The organism is Geothrix paludis, assembly GCF_022808815.1.
Classification (GTDB): Bacteria; Acidobacteriota; Holophagae; order Holophagales; family Holophagaceae; genus Geothrix; species Geothrix paludis.
Genome location: NZ_JAKZLC010000001.1, coordinates 637,018 through 653,407 on the forward strand (window position 1 = coordinate 637,018; position 16,390 = coordinate 653,407).

14 protein-coding genes are annotated in these 16,390 nt (G+C 68.0%); 4 read left to right on the top strand and 10 right to left on the bottom strand.

Annotated features, from left to right (window positions below; genetic code table 11):
* Window positions 1–25: 25 nt before the first annotated feature.
* The 3 genes from gcvT to MLE64_RS02950 are packed head-to-tail and all read right to left on the bottom strand — an operon-like array spanning window position 26 to window position 2,457.
* Window positions 26–1,129 (bottom strand): glycine cleavage system aminomethyltransferase GcvT, encoded by a 1,104-nt coding sequence (gene gcvT, locus MLE64_RS02940; RefSeq protein WP_423748242.1) that lies wholly within the window; start codon window positions 1,127–1,129, stop codon window positions 26–28.
* Between the two features lie 39 nt (window positions 1,130–1,168).
* Window positions 1,169–1,909 carry a DNA/RNA nuclease SfsA gene (gene sfsA, locus MLE64_RS02945; protein ID WP_243315676.1) on the bottom strand — a complete coding sequence of 247 codons (741 nt, stop codon included), beginning with the start codon at window positions 1,907–1,909 and terminating at the stop codon, window positions 1,169–1,171.
* Entirely contained in the window at window positions 1,906–2,457 is a 552-nt protein-coding gene (locus tag MLE64_RS02950) for a D-glycero-alpha-D-manno-heptose-1,7-bisphosphate 7-phosphatase (RefSeq protein ID WP_243315678.1), read from the bottom strand. The genes sfsA and MLE64_RS02950 overlap by 4 nt, the downstream gene beginning before the upstream one ends.
* A gap of 81 nt (window positions 2,458–2,538) precedes the next feature.
* Here MLE64_RS02950 and MLE64_RS02955 point away from each other — a divergent pair, with 81 nt between their 5' ends.
* Window positions 2,539–3,249 carry a CoA transferase subunit A gene (locus tag MLE64_RS02955; protein WP_243315680.1) on the top strand — a complete coding sequence of 237 codons (711 nt, stop codon included), beginning with the start codon at window positions 2,539–2,541 and terminating at the stop codon, window positions 3,247–3,249.
* Here the strand turns inward: MLE64_RS02955 and MLE64_RS02960 are convergent.
* From MLE64_RS02960 to MLE64_RS02990, 7 genes are read right to left on the bottom strand one after another with little or no spacing between them, the layout of a single operon-like run.
* Window positions 3,230–5,050, bottom strand: a complete 1,821-nt coding sequence (locus tag MLE64_RS02960; RefSeq protein ID WP_243315682.1) for a hybrid sensor histidine kinase/response regulator — start codon at window positions 5,048–5,050, stop codon at window positions 3,230–3,232. The genes MLE64_RS02955 and MLE64_RS02960 overlap by 20 nt on opposite strands.
* On the bottom strand, window positions 5,047–6,717 hold the full coding sequence (locus tag MLE64_RS02965; RefSeq protein ID WP_243293725.1) for a sensor histidine kinase: 1,671 nt from the start codon (window positions 6,715–6,717) through the stop codon (window positions 5,047–5,049). Before MLE64_RS02965 ends, MLE64_RS02960 begins: the two co-directional genes overlap by 4 nt.
* A 41-nt stretch (window positions 6,718–6,758) precedes the next feature.
* On the bottom strand, window positions 6,759–9,245 hold the full coding sequence (locus MLE64_RS02970) for a methyl-accepting chemotaxis protein (RefSeq protein WP_243315685.1): 2,487 nt from the start codon (window positions 9,243–9,245) through the stop codon (window positions 6,759–6,761).
* A gap of 25 nt (window positions 9,246–9,270) precedes the next feature.
* Window positions 9,271–9,801 (bottom strand): RsmD family RNA methyltransferase, encoded by a 531-nt coding sequence (locus MLE64_RS02975; RefSeq protein ID WP_243315695.1) that lies wholly within the window; start codon window positions 9,799–9,801, stop codon window positions 9,271–9,273.
* Window positions 9,802–9,813: 12 nt separating this feature from the next.
* Entirely contained in the window at window positions 9,814–10,815 is a 1,002-nt protein-coding gene (locus tag MLE64_RS02980) for a beta-ketoacyl-ACP synthase III (RefSeq protein WP_243315698.1), read from the bottom strand.
* Window positions 10,816–10,865: 50 nt separating this feature from the next.
* Window positions 10,866–11,297, bottom strand: coding sequence for a chemotaxis protein CheW (locus MLE64_RS02985; protein ID WP_243315702.1), 432 nt, complete (start codon window positions 11,295–11,297; stop codon window positions 10,866–10,868).
* Window positions 11,290–13,320 carry a chemotaxis protein CheA gene (locus MLE64_RS02990; RefSeq protein ID WP_243315704.1) on the bottom strand — a complete coding sequence of 677 codons (2,031 nt, stop codon included), beginning with the start codon at window positions 13,318–13,320 and terminating at the stop codon, window positions 11,290–11,292. The genes MLE64_RS02985 and MLE64_RS02990 overlap by 8 nt, the downstream gene beginning before the upstream one ends.
* Window positions 13,321–13,413: 93 nt before the next feature.
* On the opposite strand from MLE64_RS02990, the gene kdsB reads away from it, so the two are divergent.
* The 3 genes from kdsB (at window position 13,414) to alr (ending at window position 16,387) form a co-directional block, all read left to right on the top strand.
* Window positions 13,414–14,199, top strand: coding sequence for a 3-deoxy-manno-octulosonate cytidylyltransferase (gene kdsB, locus MLE64_RS02995; protein WP_243315713.1), 786 nt, complete (start codon window positions 13,414–13,416; stop codon window positions 14,197–14,199).
* Between the two features lie 67 nt (window positions 14,200–14,266).
* On the top strand, window positions 14,267–15,235 hold the full coding sequence (gene trxB, locus MLE64_RS03000) for a thioredoxin-disulfide reductase (RefSeq protein ID WP_243315715.1): 969 nt from the start codon (window positions 14,267–14,269) through the stop codon (window positions 15,233–15,235).
* 12 nt (window positions 15,236–15,247) lie between these two features.
* Complete coding sequence (gene alr / locus MLE64_RS03005; RefSeq protein ID WP_243315717.1) at window positions 15,248–16,387, top strand: alanine racemase; 1,140 nt, start codon at window positions 15,248–15,250, stop codon at window positions 16,385–16,387.
* The last annotated feature ends 3 nt before the right edge of the window (window positions 16,388–16,390 follow it).

Sequence of the window (16,390 nt, forward strand, 5' to 3'; positions counted from 1 at the left end):
ATAGCTGACGGCTGATAGCTGAGAGCTACTTCTGCCGCTTGTAGAACGGCGTGGGGATGATCTCCGCATCCACGGCCCGGCCGCGGATCTCGATCTGGATCCGCCCGCCGACCTTGGCCAGCTCGGTGGGGACGTAGGCGAGGCCCAGATTGAAGCCGCAGGTGGGCGAGGGCGCGGCGCTGGTGACGAAGCCGATCTGCTTGCCGGCCTGCACCACGGGCATGTGGTCGCGGGCGATGTCCCGCTTCTCGAGGGTCTTGAAGCCCACCAGTTTCCGGGGCGCGGGAGCGGCCTTCGCGGCCAGCAGGGCATCCCGGCCGATGAAACCGCCCTTGTCCAGCTTCACGATCCAGCCGAGGCCCGCCTCCAGGGCGTGGATGCTGTCGTCGATCTCGTGGCCGTAGAGCGCCATCTTGCATTCCAGGCGCAGGGTGTTGCGGCAGCCCAGGCCCGCAGGGACCAGGCCGGCCGGCTTGCCGGCGGCCAGGACGGCGTTCCAGAGCTTCTCGGTGTCGGCGGCGGCGCAGTAGAGCTCGAAGCCGTCCTCGCCGGTATAGCCTGTGCGGCTGATGAGGCACCTGATCCCCGCCACCTCGCCGTGCGTGAAGAAGTAGTATCCGATGGGATCGAGCGGGGTCTTCGTGAGGGGCTGGAGCATGCCCACCGCCAGCGGGCCCTGGAGGGCGATCTGGCCCGTGGCCGGGCTCTCGTTCACCACCGTGCAGTCGAACGCCGCGGCGTGCTTCTGCACCCAGGCGAAGTCCTTGTCGATGTTGCCGGCGTTCACCACCAGGAGGAATTCCTGCTCGCCCTCGCGGTAGACCAGCAGGTCATCCACGAAGGTGCCGTTCTCGTAGAGGAAGGCGGTGTAGTGCACCTGGCCCAGAGCCAGCTTGGAGACGGCGTTCGGGGTGAGGTGCTCCACCAGGGCCAGGGCCCCGGGGCCCTTCACGCGGAACTCCCCCATGTGGCTCACATCGAAGAGGCCCGCCTTGGTCCTGACCGCCTCATGTTCCGCGATGATCCCCGTCGGGTACTGCACGGGCATGTCCCATCCGCCGAAGTCCACCATCTTGGCGCTCAGGGCGCGGTGGGCGGCGTTCAGAGGCGTCTTCATCAGTTCGGACACAGAAGTGGACATGGGGAACTCCGGTTGGGAAGCCCCAGTCTATCGCCGGGGCACCCAAGGCAGAAGGCCCGGTAATTCCCATCCGAGCCTCCACAGACCGCTCTCCTCCTGCCTTGTGACCAGGCGCACAGCCAGCGGCAGGACCACCACTCCGGTATCCGCCGCGCGATCAAGCTCCGCCGCATAGGCCGGATCGATCTCGCGGGCCGCATCGAACCGGTCCACGTCCGTGCGGTGCACGAACAGGGCGATGGCGGCGCGGTGACCTTGGCGGACCATGGCCTGGAGCTCACGCAGGTGCTTGGTTCCACGTTCGGTCACGGCATCCGGGAACAAGGCCCAGGGCCCATCCTTCAAGGTGGCGTTCTTCACCTCGATGAACACCTGACGGCCCTCCCCATCCTCGGCCAGCACATCGATGCGGCTGTTCTCGGCGCCGTATTTCACCTCCGTGCGCACGCCGCGCAAGCCAGGCAGTCCGGGCAGCGCATCCCGCCGGGCGGCCTCGGCCACCACCCGGTTCGGCATGCCGGTTTCCACGCCCACCCAGCCGCCGGCCCGCTCCACCGCCAGCCAGGTGAACTTCAGCTTGCGATTGGGGTTGGTCGCGGGTTCCAGCAGCACCCGATCCCCGGCCTCCCAGCATGTCTTCATGGAACCCGTGTTGGTGGTGTGACCGGTGACGATGGAGCCGTCCCCCAGCCTCACATCCACCAGGAACCGCTTGTAGCGCGTGATCAGTGTGCCCGGCACGAGGCCGGTCTTCTCGATCAGGATCATGGCCACTGGGCCAGGATGCGTTCCACGGCTTCCGACAGATCCGCGGCCACCAAATCTGCCATGGACCCGTCCACCTCCACCCCATAACCCGTGCGGACCAGGGCCACCCGGCACCCCGCCCGGCGGCCGGCCTCCAGGTCGATGGCCTTGTCTCCGACCATCCAGGACCCTGCCAGGTCGAGATCATGCTCTTCCGCCGCTTTCAGCAGCATGCCCGGGTTCGGCTTGCGGTCCGGGTGATCCGCCACGGCATACTCCCCCTGCCCCTTCTCGTGGTGGGGGGCGGCGTACACGGCGTCGATCCAGGCGTTCTCCAGGGCCAACAGCGTCCCCATGCGGCTCATGACGGCGGCGAAATCCTGCCACCCGTATTTCCCTCGCCCGATCCCGCTCTGGTTCGTGACCACCACTACCGGGATGCCCCTGGCATTGAGGCGGGCCACGGCCGCCGCAGAGCCCGGAATCATCGCCAGGCGGTCCGGTTCGCTGAGGTAATCCACCTCCTCGTTGAGGGTGCCATCACGATCCAGGAACACTGCGGGCTTCACGGGGCCTCCTCCCGGTTCAAACAGGGACTGGAGCAGGATGCCAGAGATGGCACACTGTTGGGCCGTTCCGAGGTTCACCCCATGATCGACAAGCGCATCAGCACCGCCCTGGAAGCCGTGAAGGACATCCCCGACGGGGCCCACCTCGCCGTGGGCGGCTTCGGCCTCTGCGGCATTCCCGAGCACCTCATCGCGGCCCTGGCCCAGACCGGCATCAAGGGCCTGACCTGCTATTCCAACAACGCCGGCGTGGACGATTTCGGCCTGGGCATCCTCCTGCGGAACCGCCAGATCCACAAGATGGTCAGCAGCTATGTGGGCGAGAACGCCGAGTTCGCCCGCCAGTTCCTCAGCGGCGAGCTGGAGGTGGAACTGGTGCCCCAGGGCACCCTGGCGGAGCGCATGCGGGCCGGCGGCGCCGGCATTCCGGCCTTCTTCACCCCCACGGGCGCCGGCACCAAGGTGGCCGAGGGCAAGGAGACACGGCGGTTTAACGGTCGCGAATGCGTGCTCGAGCAGGGCATCTTCGCGGACTTCGCCCTGGTGAAGGCCTGGAAGGCGGACCGGCTGGGCAACCTCGTCTACCGAAAGACCGCCCGCAACTTCAACCCCATGGCCGCCACCTGCGGCAAGGTCTGCATCGCGGAAGTGGAGGAGATCGTCGAGGTGGGCGAGCTGGATCCCGACGCCATCCACACCCCCGGCATCTTCGTCCACCAGCTCGTGCTGGGAACGGCCTACGAGAAGCGGATCGAGAAGGTGGTGACGCGCGTCAGTCCATCCGGAGGCTGAGCCGGACGATGGTTCCACGAGGGGCGGCCAGAAGTTCGACGGTGCCCCCGTAGGCGGTCATGAGCTGGGCGCAGGACGGCAATCCAGCCCCGGGGCGCCGCCCCGGCTCTGGGGCCGGAGCCTCAGGCCGCAGCCCGGACAAGGGTTCGAAGGCCCGCTCCAGGAGTTCCGGAGCGATGGGGCCACCGTCGTCCTCCAGTTCCAGGCGGAAGTGCCGCTTCCCTCCCCAGGAGCGCAACTGGATCCGGCTCGCGGCGCCCCCCAGCGCATGGGCCACGAGGTGCCCCAGCAGGTCCGAGAAATCGGTGGAGACCCCGAAGATCAGGTCCCTGGGGGCCTGCAGGTTGAGCTCCAGCGGGAATTCCGGTGGGAGCGTCCCGTCCACGTGCAGGATCTCCAGTTCCTGGTGGATCAGGTCGTGCAGGTGGATCCACTCCGGGGCGCTGGCTTCGACCTGACCCGTCCGGCGGAGCAGGACCCGGACCAGGTCGTCCACCTGGGCGATGGCGCGGCGGATCGATTCCATGGAACGCTGGCAGGCCTCCCGCTCCTCGGGGGGCGGGATATCGGCCCGCTCCATGTGGACGGACAGGATGTGGCTCTCCTCCTTCAGGGTCCGCACCGGCGTCTGGAGGCGCTGGGCCATCTGAAGGAAAAGGGCGCCGAGAGCAGTCTTCCGGTCCTGGGCCACCAGGGCGCGCTGGGCGTTCTTGAGCGCCACATAGGTGGATTCGAGCCCTTCGTAGCTGGTGCTGAGGGCCTGGCTGGTCTCGTCCAGGTGGCCGATGAGCTCGGCGTTCTCCACCGTGACCTGGAGGCTGCCGGCATAGAGGGCGGCCAGCTCCATCTCGAAGGCCTGGAAAGCCGCGCCAGAGCGATCCGCCGCGAGGAACCCCCAGAGGCGGTCCTCGCCGGAGCGGCTGCGCAGGGGCAGCAGCATCGCCTGGGCCCGCGGATCCCACAATCCCAGGTCGATCCCCTGCTCCCAGGCCGCTGTCTGGCGGAGCTCCGTGTTCATGAGGACCAGGCCGGCCGGAAGCGCCTCCACGCCATTGGCCAGGGGCTGCTCCCTGGGCAGCACGGGCGTCTCCACCATCCCGTTGGAACCCCAGGTCCAGCCTTGGAAATAGGCCCCACTCGAGTGCAGGTGGTAGGTGGTCAGGTGCTCAAGGCCCAGTTCTTCCCGCATCTGGCCCAGGATCCGAGAGCAGATCTCATCCACGTCCCTGAGGGGAATGGTCTCCCTGCCGAGGGCCAGCAGTCTGGAGAGGTGGTGGCTGCGCTGCTCCAGCGCGGCCTGGACCTCCAGGAGCTTCCGGTTGCCCTCCTGCGCCTCGCGGAGCTGGGCCTCCAGATGCTCGACCACCTGGTGGGTGAACTGCCGGAGGGCCGCGCCTTCCCGCCCCTGCTCGAGGCGGTCCCGCTGCCCGCCGAGGTAGGCCTCGACCTGCCCCACGAACAGGAAGGGATCGATGGGCTTGGAGATGAACCCATCGCAGCCTGTCACCAGCGCGGTCTCCCGGTCGCTGCGCATGGTCTTGGCGGTGAGGGCGACGATCAGGACACCATTCATGGACGGGTTCTGACGCAGCTTGGTGGCCACCTCGAACCCCGAAAGGCCGGGCAGGTTGATGTCCAGCAGGATCAGGGCCGGCTTGAGCTGCACGGCCATCTCGTATCCCTTCAGGCCATCGTCCGCCCAGTGCGGCTCGAACCCCGCCTGGGAGAGCAGGCGGTGGACCAGCCGCCAGTTCATGGCGTTGTCCTCGATGCAGAGGATCTTCCGGAGGTTGCTGCTCATGCCGCCACCCCGGTGACCAGGGGCATCTCCACTTCGAAGACGCTGCCCTCGCCCTTGCGGCTGGAGGCCCGGATGCGGCCGTTCATGAGTCCCATGAACCGCTGGCTGATGGCCAGGCCGAGGCCCGTCCCGCCGAAGCGCCGCGAGATGCTCCCATCCACCTGCTGGAACGGTTTGAACAGGCGGCCCAGGTCCTCTTCCGTCATGCCGATGCCCGTGTCCTCGATGCGGACGAAGAAGCGATCTCCAACGGCCTCGGCCGTGATCCGCACGGACCCGCTCTCCGTGAACTTGACCGCGTTGCCCACGAGATTCGTGAAGACCTGCCGGAGGCGGTCCCGATCCCCCATGACGCGGAATGGGCCGTCGGGACGCTGGTACTCCAGGGTGATGGGGCGATCCTGGACCAGACCCGCCGCCATGGCTTTCACTTCGTCCAGCAATGCCACGGGATCCACCTCCTCGAGGTCCAGGGCCATCTTGCCCGCTTCGATCTTGGAGAGGTCGAGAATCGAGTCGATCAAACCCAGAAGGGACCGCCCGTTCTGGTAGATGATCTGAAGATCCTCTTTTACCTCCTCTCCCAGCCGCCCGCCAGGGTCCTGCATGAGCATGCCCGAGAATCCGATGATGGAGTTCAGGGGAGTCCGCAGTTCGTGGCTCACGTTCGCCAGGAATTCGTCCTTCAGCCGGTCCACCTCCTTCAGCTTCTGGTAGCTGGTGAGCAGGCTGTCATTGAGATCCCGTAGCTCCCGGGTCTTCTCCTGGACCTTCTCCTCCAGGGTGCTGGCCCAGGCCTTGAGCTCCATCCGGCTCTGCTCCAGTCCGCGGGTGCGCTCCTGGACGAGCTGCTCGAGGTTGGCGCGGATCTCCTCCAGTTCCCAGATGGTTTCCATAAGCTGACGGGTGCGTTCCTGGACGCGGTATTCCAGCAGGCGGTTCTGGCGCTCGATCTCGTCCCGGGAGACGCGCAGCTTGTCGGTCATCACCTCGAAGGACTGGCTCAGATCCTGGATTTCGTCCCGTGTGGAGACCTTCACGGAGACCGTCTCCAGGTGGCCCTGGGCCACTTTCTGGGCGGCCTCGGTCAGCTGGATCACCGGCCGGAGGTAGCGGTTCGAGAGGAAGATCGCCGCCCCGATGCCCAGCACCAAGGTCACCAGGCCCACCGCCAGGCTCGCGCGGATGTTCTCGCGGACGGCCCGCTGGGTCCCCTCCGTGGTGAAGCCGAGCACGAGGGTACCCACCTGGTCGGCCCTTGGCTCCTCGTAGAAGACCGGCGCCACGGCCACCAGCATGTTGCTCTCCCGGCGGGTGTACGTGTGGGAGATGCCGTCCCGCAGCACCTGGCCTGTGGCCCACTCGGGCGTGGTCGGCGTGCTGTCCAGGGCTTCGCCGTCCGAGCCGTAGACGGCGCTGAACCGGAAGGAGGGGATGTTCTGTACGCCCTGAAGGACCTTGGCGATGTCCCGGGTGTTCCCCTTGCTCACCGCCGGGCCCAGGGCATAGCTGGCCGTCTCGGCCACCTGTCGGGCGCTCAGTTCAGCCTGGGCGCGGATCTGCTGTTCCACCCACCGCGGGTAGTAGAGCAGGTTGAAGGCGATGAACGAGAGGACCAGGATGCTGATGACAGCGCTCAGCTTGGTCTTGATGGACAGGCGGTACATGCAGGGGGCCCGGGGAAGCGGCTTCCAGCCTAACAGTAGCGCTACAACTTGAAGAGGTTCACCTCTCGGTTGAGCATGTGGACCTGGACCCCCAGCTGTTCCACGGCTCCGCTGGAGTCCTCGATGGCCCGTTCGCTCTCCAGGGCCTTGCCCAGCACCCGGTTCATGGTCTCCTTCAGGGACAGCACATGGTTCTCCTGGCGGGCCAGGATCTCGTGGAGGCTGCTGGCCAGGGTCCGGACCTGCTCCGTGGCCTTCGCGATTTCATCGCTGCCCGCGCTCTGCTCCCGGGTCGAGTCCCGCACCACGCTCGTGGCCTGCTGGACGTTCATGGCCAGGGACAGGATGTGGTTGCTGGTCTGCTGCTGCTCTTCCATGACCGAGCGGATCGTCTCCACCTGGTGGTGGATGTTCCGGTTGGCCTCGTGGATGAGGCTCGCCTGGCCGCCCTGCTGGAGGGTCTCGCTGAGGATGCTCTCCACCACCCGGTCCATGCCCCCGACGGATTCGAGGATGGCCTGGAGGGCCTCTTCGCTCTGGACCACGGATTCGGCCCCGTCCCGGACGGCATCGATCCCCAGCTCCACCTGCTGGTAGGCCTTCCGGATCTCCGCCTGCAGGGTGCCGATGATCTGCTGGATCTCCTGGGTGGAACGTCCGGTCTGCTCGGCGAGCTCCTTGATCTCGTCAGCCACCACGGAGAACCCCTTGGCCTGCCCCTCCCCCGCCACGCCGCTCTGGGAGGCGATGATGGCGGCGTTCAGGGCGAGCAGGTTGGTCTGCTGCGCGTGGCTCCCGATGTAGTCCAGGATCTTCGCGATGTCGGTTCCCTGCTGCAGGAGGGTGCGCGTGGTGCTCTGGAAGTCCTGGACGACCCGGTCGATCACATGGATCTTGTCCCGGTTCCTGGCCACCAGCTCCATGCCGCGGGCCACGGTGTGGATCACGTTCTTGGCGTAGCGCCGGGCGATCTTCACGTTGTCGTCGATGGCGGAGGCGCTCTGCTCGAGATTCTCCGCGAACTCCCGCGTGTGCTCGGCGTGGCCGGCGAGGTGGTCGACGTTCTTGCCCACGTTCTTGATGGAGATGTCGAAGTCGCGGATGGCGGAGGTGATCCCCTCGACCACCAGCAGCAGCTCATCCATGCTCCGGTTGATCTGCTGCACGCTGGCGGCCATCTGGACGATGGTCGAGTTGGTGTTCTCGGAGGCCAGGCTCAGCTCCATGGAGCTGGCGCTGATGCTGATGGAGGTGTCCGTCAGCTCGTTGATCTCCTCGTGGAACGATTCGATGAGTTCGCGCTGGCCGTGACTGGACTGGCGGACCCCGTCCGCGGACTCCCGGATCGCGCTGGAGGCCCTGGCCAGGTCGCGGCTGGCCGAACGGATCTGGACCACCATGCCCCGCAGGCTCCCCACCATGCGGCCGAAGCCTTCGGCGAGGGTGGCCACTTCGTCATCGCTGTAGACGGCCTCGAGGGTATCGATGCGCCCCTCCCCCACCCGCTTGGCATTGCGGCTGAGCAGCAGCAGCGGCTGCTGCACATCGCGGAGGATCAGCTGGATGAAGTAGATCAGGAAGATCCCGGCCAGAAGCAGGATGGCCAGGCTGGGCCGGAACGCCTTCCAGATGGCGTCCGCGTATTCGGACTCGGGGATCACCGCCCGGAGCTTCGAGCCGTCCGGGAGGGGCTGGATCACGACGATATCCCCGCCTCCCCCAGGCTGGAGGCGGGAGCCGAGCAGGTTTCCCCCCTTGCTAGCGGGGAGCTGGAGCGAAATGCCGCCGCCAGTGCCGAGCCTCAGCGTGCCCATGAAGGCATCCAGGTCTTCCGGAGTGGTGTTCATCTCCTGCACGAAGGCCACGGAGTCCTCGAGGTTGGCCAGTTCGTTCCTGGCGTAGCTCGTGACTTTGGTGCGGATGGAGGACTGGAGCGTGAGCCCCGACACCAGGAGGGAGAGCATGAGCACGCCCCCAGTCATGGCCAGGATGCCGAAGCCGAACTTGGCTCGCAGGCTGGTGGCGAAACGCGCTTCAGACTCGGTGAACCCTGGTTGTCCGGCCAGGAGCCGGTAGATCTTCATCAGGTTCTGCTTGGTCAGGAAGTACTGGCTGATGGCCGCCAGCGCCACCACAACCAGGAATATGGCCGCCATGACCGAGCTCACCAGGATGCTCTGGCCCAGGCGCAGCTTCACCCACAGGTAGGTCCCGGCGCTCAGGCAGGCCCCAAGGTAGAGGAACAGCAGCGAAGAAGTCTGCGGGAACCGGGTCAGGGAGCGGTAGAGGTCCGCCTTGAGGACTCCTTCCGCCAGGAGCCCGTCCAGGCGGCGGATCTGGAGCATCGAGGCCCCCACCGCAAGCGCCAGCAGGCACGCCATGGCAGCCAGCCCCGGGAGGGTCAGCCGGAATTCCGGAGGCGCCGTGAGCACGAACAGCAGGAAACCCACCAGGAAGGCCGAGAGCCAGACGAGCCCAGTGCTCCGCTTCAGCCGGGCGAGCACCATGGCCAGGACGGACGGATCCACCCTGGCGGGAGCCTCAGCCTTGAAATCAAGCTGGGGTCCAGAAATGGAATCGGGCTGCACCATACTCGCGTATTTCGGCCAGAGCCCAGCCGTCCTGTAATTCCAGCCGGATGCCCCGGTCCGTCTCGAACACGAGGACGCCGCCCTCCGCCATCCAGGGCCTCAGCCGGGCGGCCATCCGGCCCCAGAGGGTCTCGGCCTGGTCGTAGGGGGGGTCCAGGAACACCACCGCCTGGTCGCGGAAGGCATCTTCGGGCAGGCGACGGAAATCCGCGCGCATCGTTCTGACCTCAGTCGCGTGGGCGTTCCTGAGCAGGCAGGACCACCCGGGCTCGGCGACTTCCACGCACGTGACCGGCCCGTACCCCCGGGAATGCGCCTCGAGCCCCACCGCGCCCGTTCCGGCGCACAGGTCGAGGAAAGGGCCCGAAGGCCATCGCTGGAGGATGGAGAAAAGCGCCTCGCGGGCCCGGTCGGAGGTTGGCCTGACCCGCAGATCGCCGGCCGGGGGGGCCGTCAGGCGGCGCCCCTTCAGGCTCCCGGCGATGATCCGCATGGTGCCGGAATCTCAGTAGGCCCAGCGCAGGAGCGTGGAGCCCCAGGTGAAGCCCGCGCCGAAGGCGGACAGCACCACCAGGTCGCCCTTGGCCATGCGCTTCGCCTCCACGGCTTGATGCAGGGCGGTGGGGATGGTGGCCGTGGTGGTGTTGGCGTAGCGGTCGATGTTCACCATCATGCGGGAAGGATCGAGCTCCAGCCGCTTGGCGGCGGCATCCATGATGCGGATGTTGGCCTGATGGGGCACGAACAGCTTCAAGTCGCTGCCCCGGAAGCCGTTGCGGTCCAGAAGCAGCTTGCTGTTGTCGGCCATCTCGCGCACGGCGTTCTTGAACACCTCGCTGCCGGCCTGGTGGATGTAGTGCTCCTTGGCCGCCACGGTCTCCGCGGTGGCGGGCTTCAACGAACCGCCCGCGGGCATGAACAGGAAGCAGCCGCCGGAGCCGTCCACCTTGTGCTCGAAGTCGAGGATGCCGAGACCATCGTCCACCCGTTCCACGATCACGGCGCCGGCGCCATCCCCGAACAGGACGGCGGTGGCGCGGTCCTCCTTGTTGATGATGGTGGACATGATGTCCACGCCCACCACGGCGACCCGACGCACGCCGCCGGCGGCCACCAGGCTGGAAGCCGTGGTCAGGGCATAGAGGAAGCCCGAGCAGGCGGCATTCAAGTCGAACCCGAAGGCGTTGGTAGCGCCCACCATGTCCTGGATGCGGCAGGCCGTGGCCGGGAACAGGGTGTCGGGGGTTACGGTGGTGACCAGGATCAGATCCAGCTCGGAAGCCTTGATGCCACGGTTATCCAGCGCCATCTGAAGGGCCGGGGCGCCCAGCTGGGAGGCGCCGGTGCCGGGCTCGACCCAGCGGCGCTCGCGGATGCCGGTGCGGGTGCGGATCCACTCGTCGTTGGTCTCCATGATCTTGGAGAGATCGTCATTGGTGACCACGTTGGGAGGAAAACATTGCCCAGTTGCGGTGATTCCGACGGGGGCGGCAAGGCGACGGTTCAAGGGGGCCTCCGGGCACGAAACCCCCATCATCGCATGGACGGCCCAGGCAGTCAGCGGGCCTTGCGGAGGCGGTGCAGGAGCGCCAGGAGCCGATCGGGATCCAGCACCGGCAGATCCTGGTTCCCCAGCCGGCACAGCCCCGCCAGGATGGGCCCCCAGGCATCCTCGGCCGGAGGGTCGTTCAAGCCCCCCTCCGGAGCCTCCACGGTGCCGGCCAGCCCTTCCAGGGGCAGGCCCAGCCGGGGTCGGAGGACCGCCAGCACGGCGGGGGGCGCCGCGTGGTCCGGATCTCCCACGACCACGCCCCAGTCCAGCACCGGAAGGAATTCCCCGTGATGAAGCACCACCCCCTGGATGCCCGGGGGTCCGCTGGGAATGGGCGTCACCGGGGAGCCCGGCACCACCTCCCGGAGTTCGGACACCGGCAGCAGGAACGCCCGCCCGGCAGCCCTGGCGTGGAGGAGGAGGCGTGATTCAGACATCGGCCACCCGCTTCATGAGGGAATCCATGGCCAAACCCATGACCGCTTCCGGATCCAGCACCCAGAGGACGCCGTCCTCCTGGAGGCTGCCACCCATGATGCCCGGGGCGTGGGCCAGCTCGGGCAGGCTCCGGAGCAGGAGCTCGACACGGCCCGCGACTTCGTCCACCCCCAACGCGAGATCCAGCCCAGACTCAGCGGCAGCGCCCTGCTGGCGGAGCACCACGAAGAACTGCTGGCCTCCGGATGGCTCGGACAATCCCAGGCAGGCCTGGAGCGATTCCATGGGCAGGTCGCGGCCCAGGACCTCGATGCGCCCACCCCCGTGAACGGGAGCGAGGCTCGACTGGACCCGGAGCACGTGGTTCAGCGGCACCCCGAAGGTCTGCTGACCGCAGCGGACCTTCAGACAGGCGATCACGGCCCTGGACAGGGGCAGGCTCAGCCGGACCAGGCTGCCCCGGCGGGGTTCACTGGAGATCTGGATGTCGCCACCCATCCCTTCCACCTCGGCCCGCACCACGTCCATGCCCACGCCCCGGCCCGAAATCTGCGAGGCCCGCTCCTTGGTGGAGAAGCCGGGCTCCAGGGCCAGCCGATGGAGGTCTTCGACGGAGTGGATCTGCCCATCCTTGAGCAGCCCCATGGCGAGGCCGCGCGCCTCGATGCGGGCCAGGTCGAAGCCGCGCCCGTCGTCCCGGAGGTCGAAGCGGAGGTTCCGGCCCCGCTGGGAGGCCGAGATCTTCAGGGAACCCGTTTCCGCCTTGCCCTGGGCCGAGCGTTCCTCGGGGCTCTCGAGCCCGTGGTCGAGGGCGTTCCTCACAAGGTGGAGGAACGGCTCCGTGAGCCGCCCGAGCAGGCTTCTTTCGAGCTCCAGATCCCCGCCCTGGAAGGTGAGCCGGACCGGCTTCCCCATGTCCCGGCTGAGGGCCCTCACCATGGGCTCGATCCTCTGGAACAGGCTCTCGACCTTCACCATGCGCATCTGAAGGAGGGCCTTCTGGACCTCCAGCAGGCCGGCCTCGATCTCCCCCATCATGGCCATGGGCCGGGCCAGGCCGGGATCCTGGGTCTCCCGGAGGGCCAGGCTCGCAGAGTCCCGCACCTGCGCGACGGTCATGAGCCTGGCCTCCAGGGCATCCACCCGCTGGGCCGGCAACCTCAGAACCTCGGCATCCAGAGGCAAGGCCGCCGGGGAATGGGAGGCCACTGGTGCGGGTCCCGGCGCTGGCGGCGCGACCAGGGGGCCGGGATCCGCCTTCAAGCTGGCCGGCACCCGGTCCGGGTCAGCCAGTTCCATGATTTCCAGATTCTCCTCCGGAAGGACGTCCAGGCCGTCGGTCTCCAGAGCCGGCGCGGCCACCAGCAGGAGGAAAAACAGGCCGTCGCGGTCGTCGTGCATCTCGAGCGGCAGGGTGGAGATCAGCTCGCCCTGGGCGCCCGCCGCCTCGCTGATGCTTCGGAGGCGGTCGTCGAAGGTCGCCAGGTCCAGCCGGACGCTGACGCCTTGGATGGGAATGCCCGCCAGGAGCACCGCGGTCACCCGCGTCCGCTCGTACTCGGACAGAGCCTTCAGCATGTCCGGCGGGAGGTCCAGGAGCGCGGTGAGGTCAAGGACCGCGCCTTCGGACGGCCTGGCCAGCGCCTCCAGCTCACCAAGCTGGCGCCGGATGGCGTGCAGGTAGTCCTCCGGCTCCGGCCGCCCCCGCCGGAGCTCGGTCAGTCCGGACTCCAGGGCCTGGATGCCGGCTTCGAGCGTTTCGATCAATGAATCCGTGGACCGGAGCCGCCCCTGGCGCATCAGGTCGAAGATGTCCTCCATGCGGTGGGCGGCCTGGCTGAACCGGGGGAAGCCGAGCATCCCCGCCATGCCCTTCAGCGTATGGGTCGTGCGGAACAGGGCGTTCACGGAGGCTTGCACCACGTGCGGCGGCTGAGGCGATTTCAGCGCCGCCAGCCTCTGCCGGGCCTGCACGAACAGGTCCTCGCATTCAGCCCAGACATCGTCAAAGGAGGGATCCATGGAACTCCCGATGAGGTGGCATCGGCAGGAGCGTCCAGAGACTGGAGTCCGGAGGGTTCAGTCCTCAGGCCTCATCCCGTCTAAACTGCTCCCATGCGCACCCTCGCCGTTCTCCCCTCCCGCTTCCAGGCCTCCCGCTTTCCGGGCAAGCCCCTGGCCCTCATCGCCGGGAAACCCATGATCCAGTGGGTCTTCGATGCGGCCAAGCGGGCCCAGGGCGTGGACCGGGTGGTGGTGGCCACGGATGATGGCCGCATCGCCGACACCGTGAAGGGCTTCGGAGGCGAAGCCGTGATGACGGACCCTGCCCTGCCCTCCGGCACGGACCGCACGGCGGCCGCTCTGGAAGCACTGGGCGAATCCTTCGACTGCGTGCTCAACATCCAGGGGGATGAGCCCGCCATGCACCCCGACACCGTGGCCGCGGTGGTGGCCCTCATGCGCGACCAGCCGGACCTGCCCATGGGCACGGCCGCCTGCCCCTTCGCCCATGCCGATGAGCTGTTCAACCCCAACGCCGTGAAGGTGGTGGTGGACGACCACCGGCGGGCCCTCTACTTCAGCCGCAGCCCCATCCCCTACCTGCGCAACAGCGCCATCTTCGAGCCGGACTTCCGGCCCTGGATGAAGCCGGAGCAGCTCTCTCACTTCAAGCGCCACCTGGGGCTCTACGCCTACCGGCCGGATACCCTCAAAGCCTTCACCCGGCTGGCGCCCCACCCCCTGGAGCAGCTGGAGATGCTGGAACAACTCCGCGCCCTGGCGGCGGGCATACCCATCGGCGTGGCGGACACGCCCTTCCTGAGCCTGGGCGTGGACGTGCCCGCGGACGTGCCCGCCGCCGAAGCCCTGCTGCGGGAGCGGGGGCTGGCCCGCTAGGCGCCGCCGGTCCAGGCGCGCTAGACTCGAAGGACGGCTGAAGCCTGTTCCTTGCCAGGAGAATCTTGTGAGCCACCACAAAGTCGTCGTCATCGGCACCGGCCCCGCGGGCTATACCGCGGCCCTGTATGCCTCCCGGGCCAACCTGGCGCCCCTGGTGTTCGAAGGCGCCCAGCCCGGCGGGCAGCTCACCATCACCACGGAAGTGGAGAACTTCCCCGGCTTCCGCCAGGGCGTCGCGGGCCCGGCCCTCATGGACGAGATGCGGGAGCAGGTGCTCCGCTTCGGCACCACCATCAAGTCCGAGACCGTCCTCAAGGCCGACCTCCAGGCCCGCCCCTTCAAGCTCACCACCGACAAGGGCGAGTACACCGCGGACGCCGTGATCATCGCCACGGGCGCCTCCGCCAAGTGGCTGGGCATCCACAAGGACGAGCAGCTCTCCCGCACCGGCGGGGGCGTGAGCGCCTGCGCCACCTGCGACGGCTTCTTCTTCCGCGGCAAGGAGATCGCCGTGGTGGGCGGCGGCGACACGGCCATCGAGGAGGCCACCTTCCTCACGAAGTTCGCCACCAAGGTCCACCTCATCCACCGCCGGGACAAGCTCCGCGCCTCCAAGGCCATGCAGGATCGGGCCCTCAAGAACGAGAAGATCCAGCCCGTGTGGAACAAGGTCGTGCTCGACGTGCTGACCGCCACCCACGAGACGCCCATGGGCGAGAAGGTGGAGAAGATCCGCGCCCTCAAGCTCAAGGACACCGTGGACGGCTCCGAGTCCGAGCTGCCTGTCGAGGGGCTCTTCGTGGCCATCGGCCACCAGCCCAATACGGGCCTGTTCAAGGGTCAGCTGCCCATGGACGAGACCGGCTACCTCCAGGTGGAGAAGGGCTCCACGCGCACGGCCATTTCCGGCGTCTTCGCCTGCGGCGACGTGCAGGACCACGTGTACCGGCAGGCCATCACCGCCGCCGGCAGCGGCTGCATGGCCGCCATCGATGCGGAGCGCTGGCTGGTGGACCAGGGCCTGGCGGAATGAAGGTCGCCGGGCGTGAATGAGCAGCACCTCGAACCCCTGAAGCCGCATCCGGAGGGCCGGGCCCTCCGGGCGGAAGTGGACCTGGGCCGCATCGCGCGCAACCTCGACCGCGTCCGCACCCTTGTGGGCGGGCGGCAGATCTGGGGCGTGGTGAAAGCCAACGCTTACGGGCATGGGGCCGTGCCCGTGGGCCGGGCCCTGGAGTCCGCCGGGGCCTACGGGCTCGCTATCTCCAGCCTGGAGGAAGGCCTTGAGCTGCGCCGGGGAAGCATCAGGTGCCCGATCCTCGTCCTGGGAGGCCTCCGCCCCGAGGCCCTGCCAGCCGCCAGCGCGGAGAACCTCACCATCTCGGTGGTGGGGCCGGAATATCTGGAGGACTATGCCCGCCTGCTGCCCCAGCACCCCGTGCGGCTCCACCTGAAGCTGGACACGGGCATGGGGCGCTTCGGCCTCCTGCCCTCGGAGCTGGGGGACTGCCTTCCGGCCCTGCGCCGGCTCTCCCCATGGATCGAAGGCGCCATGGGGCACTTCGCCACGGCGGACGATCCGGATCCTGGTTTCGCCCAGCGCCAGCGGCGGGTCTTCGACGCCTGCCTGTCGCAACTGGCGGACGGAGGCGTCCATCCAGCCCAGCGCCATCACGGGAACAGCGACGCCTGCCTCCGGGGCCTGCTGGACCAGGACACCCACGTGCGCCCAGGCCTGGCCTTGTACGGCCTGGCCATGGTCGCCGAAGGCCGTGCGCTAGGCCTGGAGCCGGCCCTGGAGCTGGTGGCCGAAGTGGCCCGGGTGAAGGCCATGCCCGCGGGCACGACGGTGGGCTATGGCCGCACCTTCGTCGCACCCCATCCCCTGCAGATCGCCACCCTGGCCTGCGGCTATGCGGACGGCTACCGCCGCGACCTGGGGAACCGGGCCGTCGTGGGCTTCCGCGGCCGGACCTTCCCCGTGGTGGGCCGGATCTCCATGGACTACCTCACGGTGGCCCTGCCCCTGGACGTGCCCGTGACGCCTGGGGACCCCATGACCCTGTACAGCGGGGATCCCGCGGCGGCGCACAGCCTCGAACGCCTGGCCCAGCTCCTCGGCACCATCCCCTACGAACTGAGCTGCGCGCTCCACCGCAGGATCACCCGCCGTTTCCTGCCGTAGGAA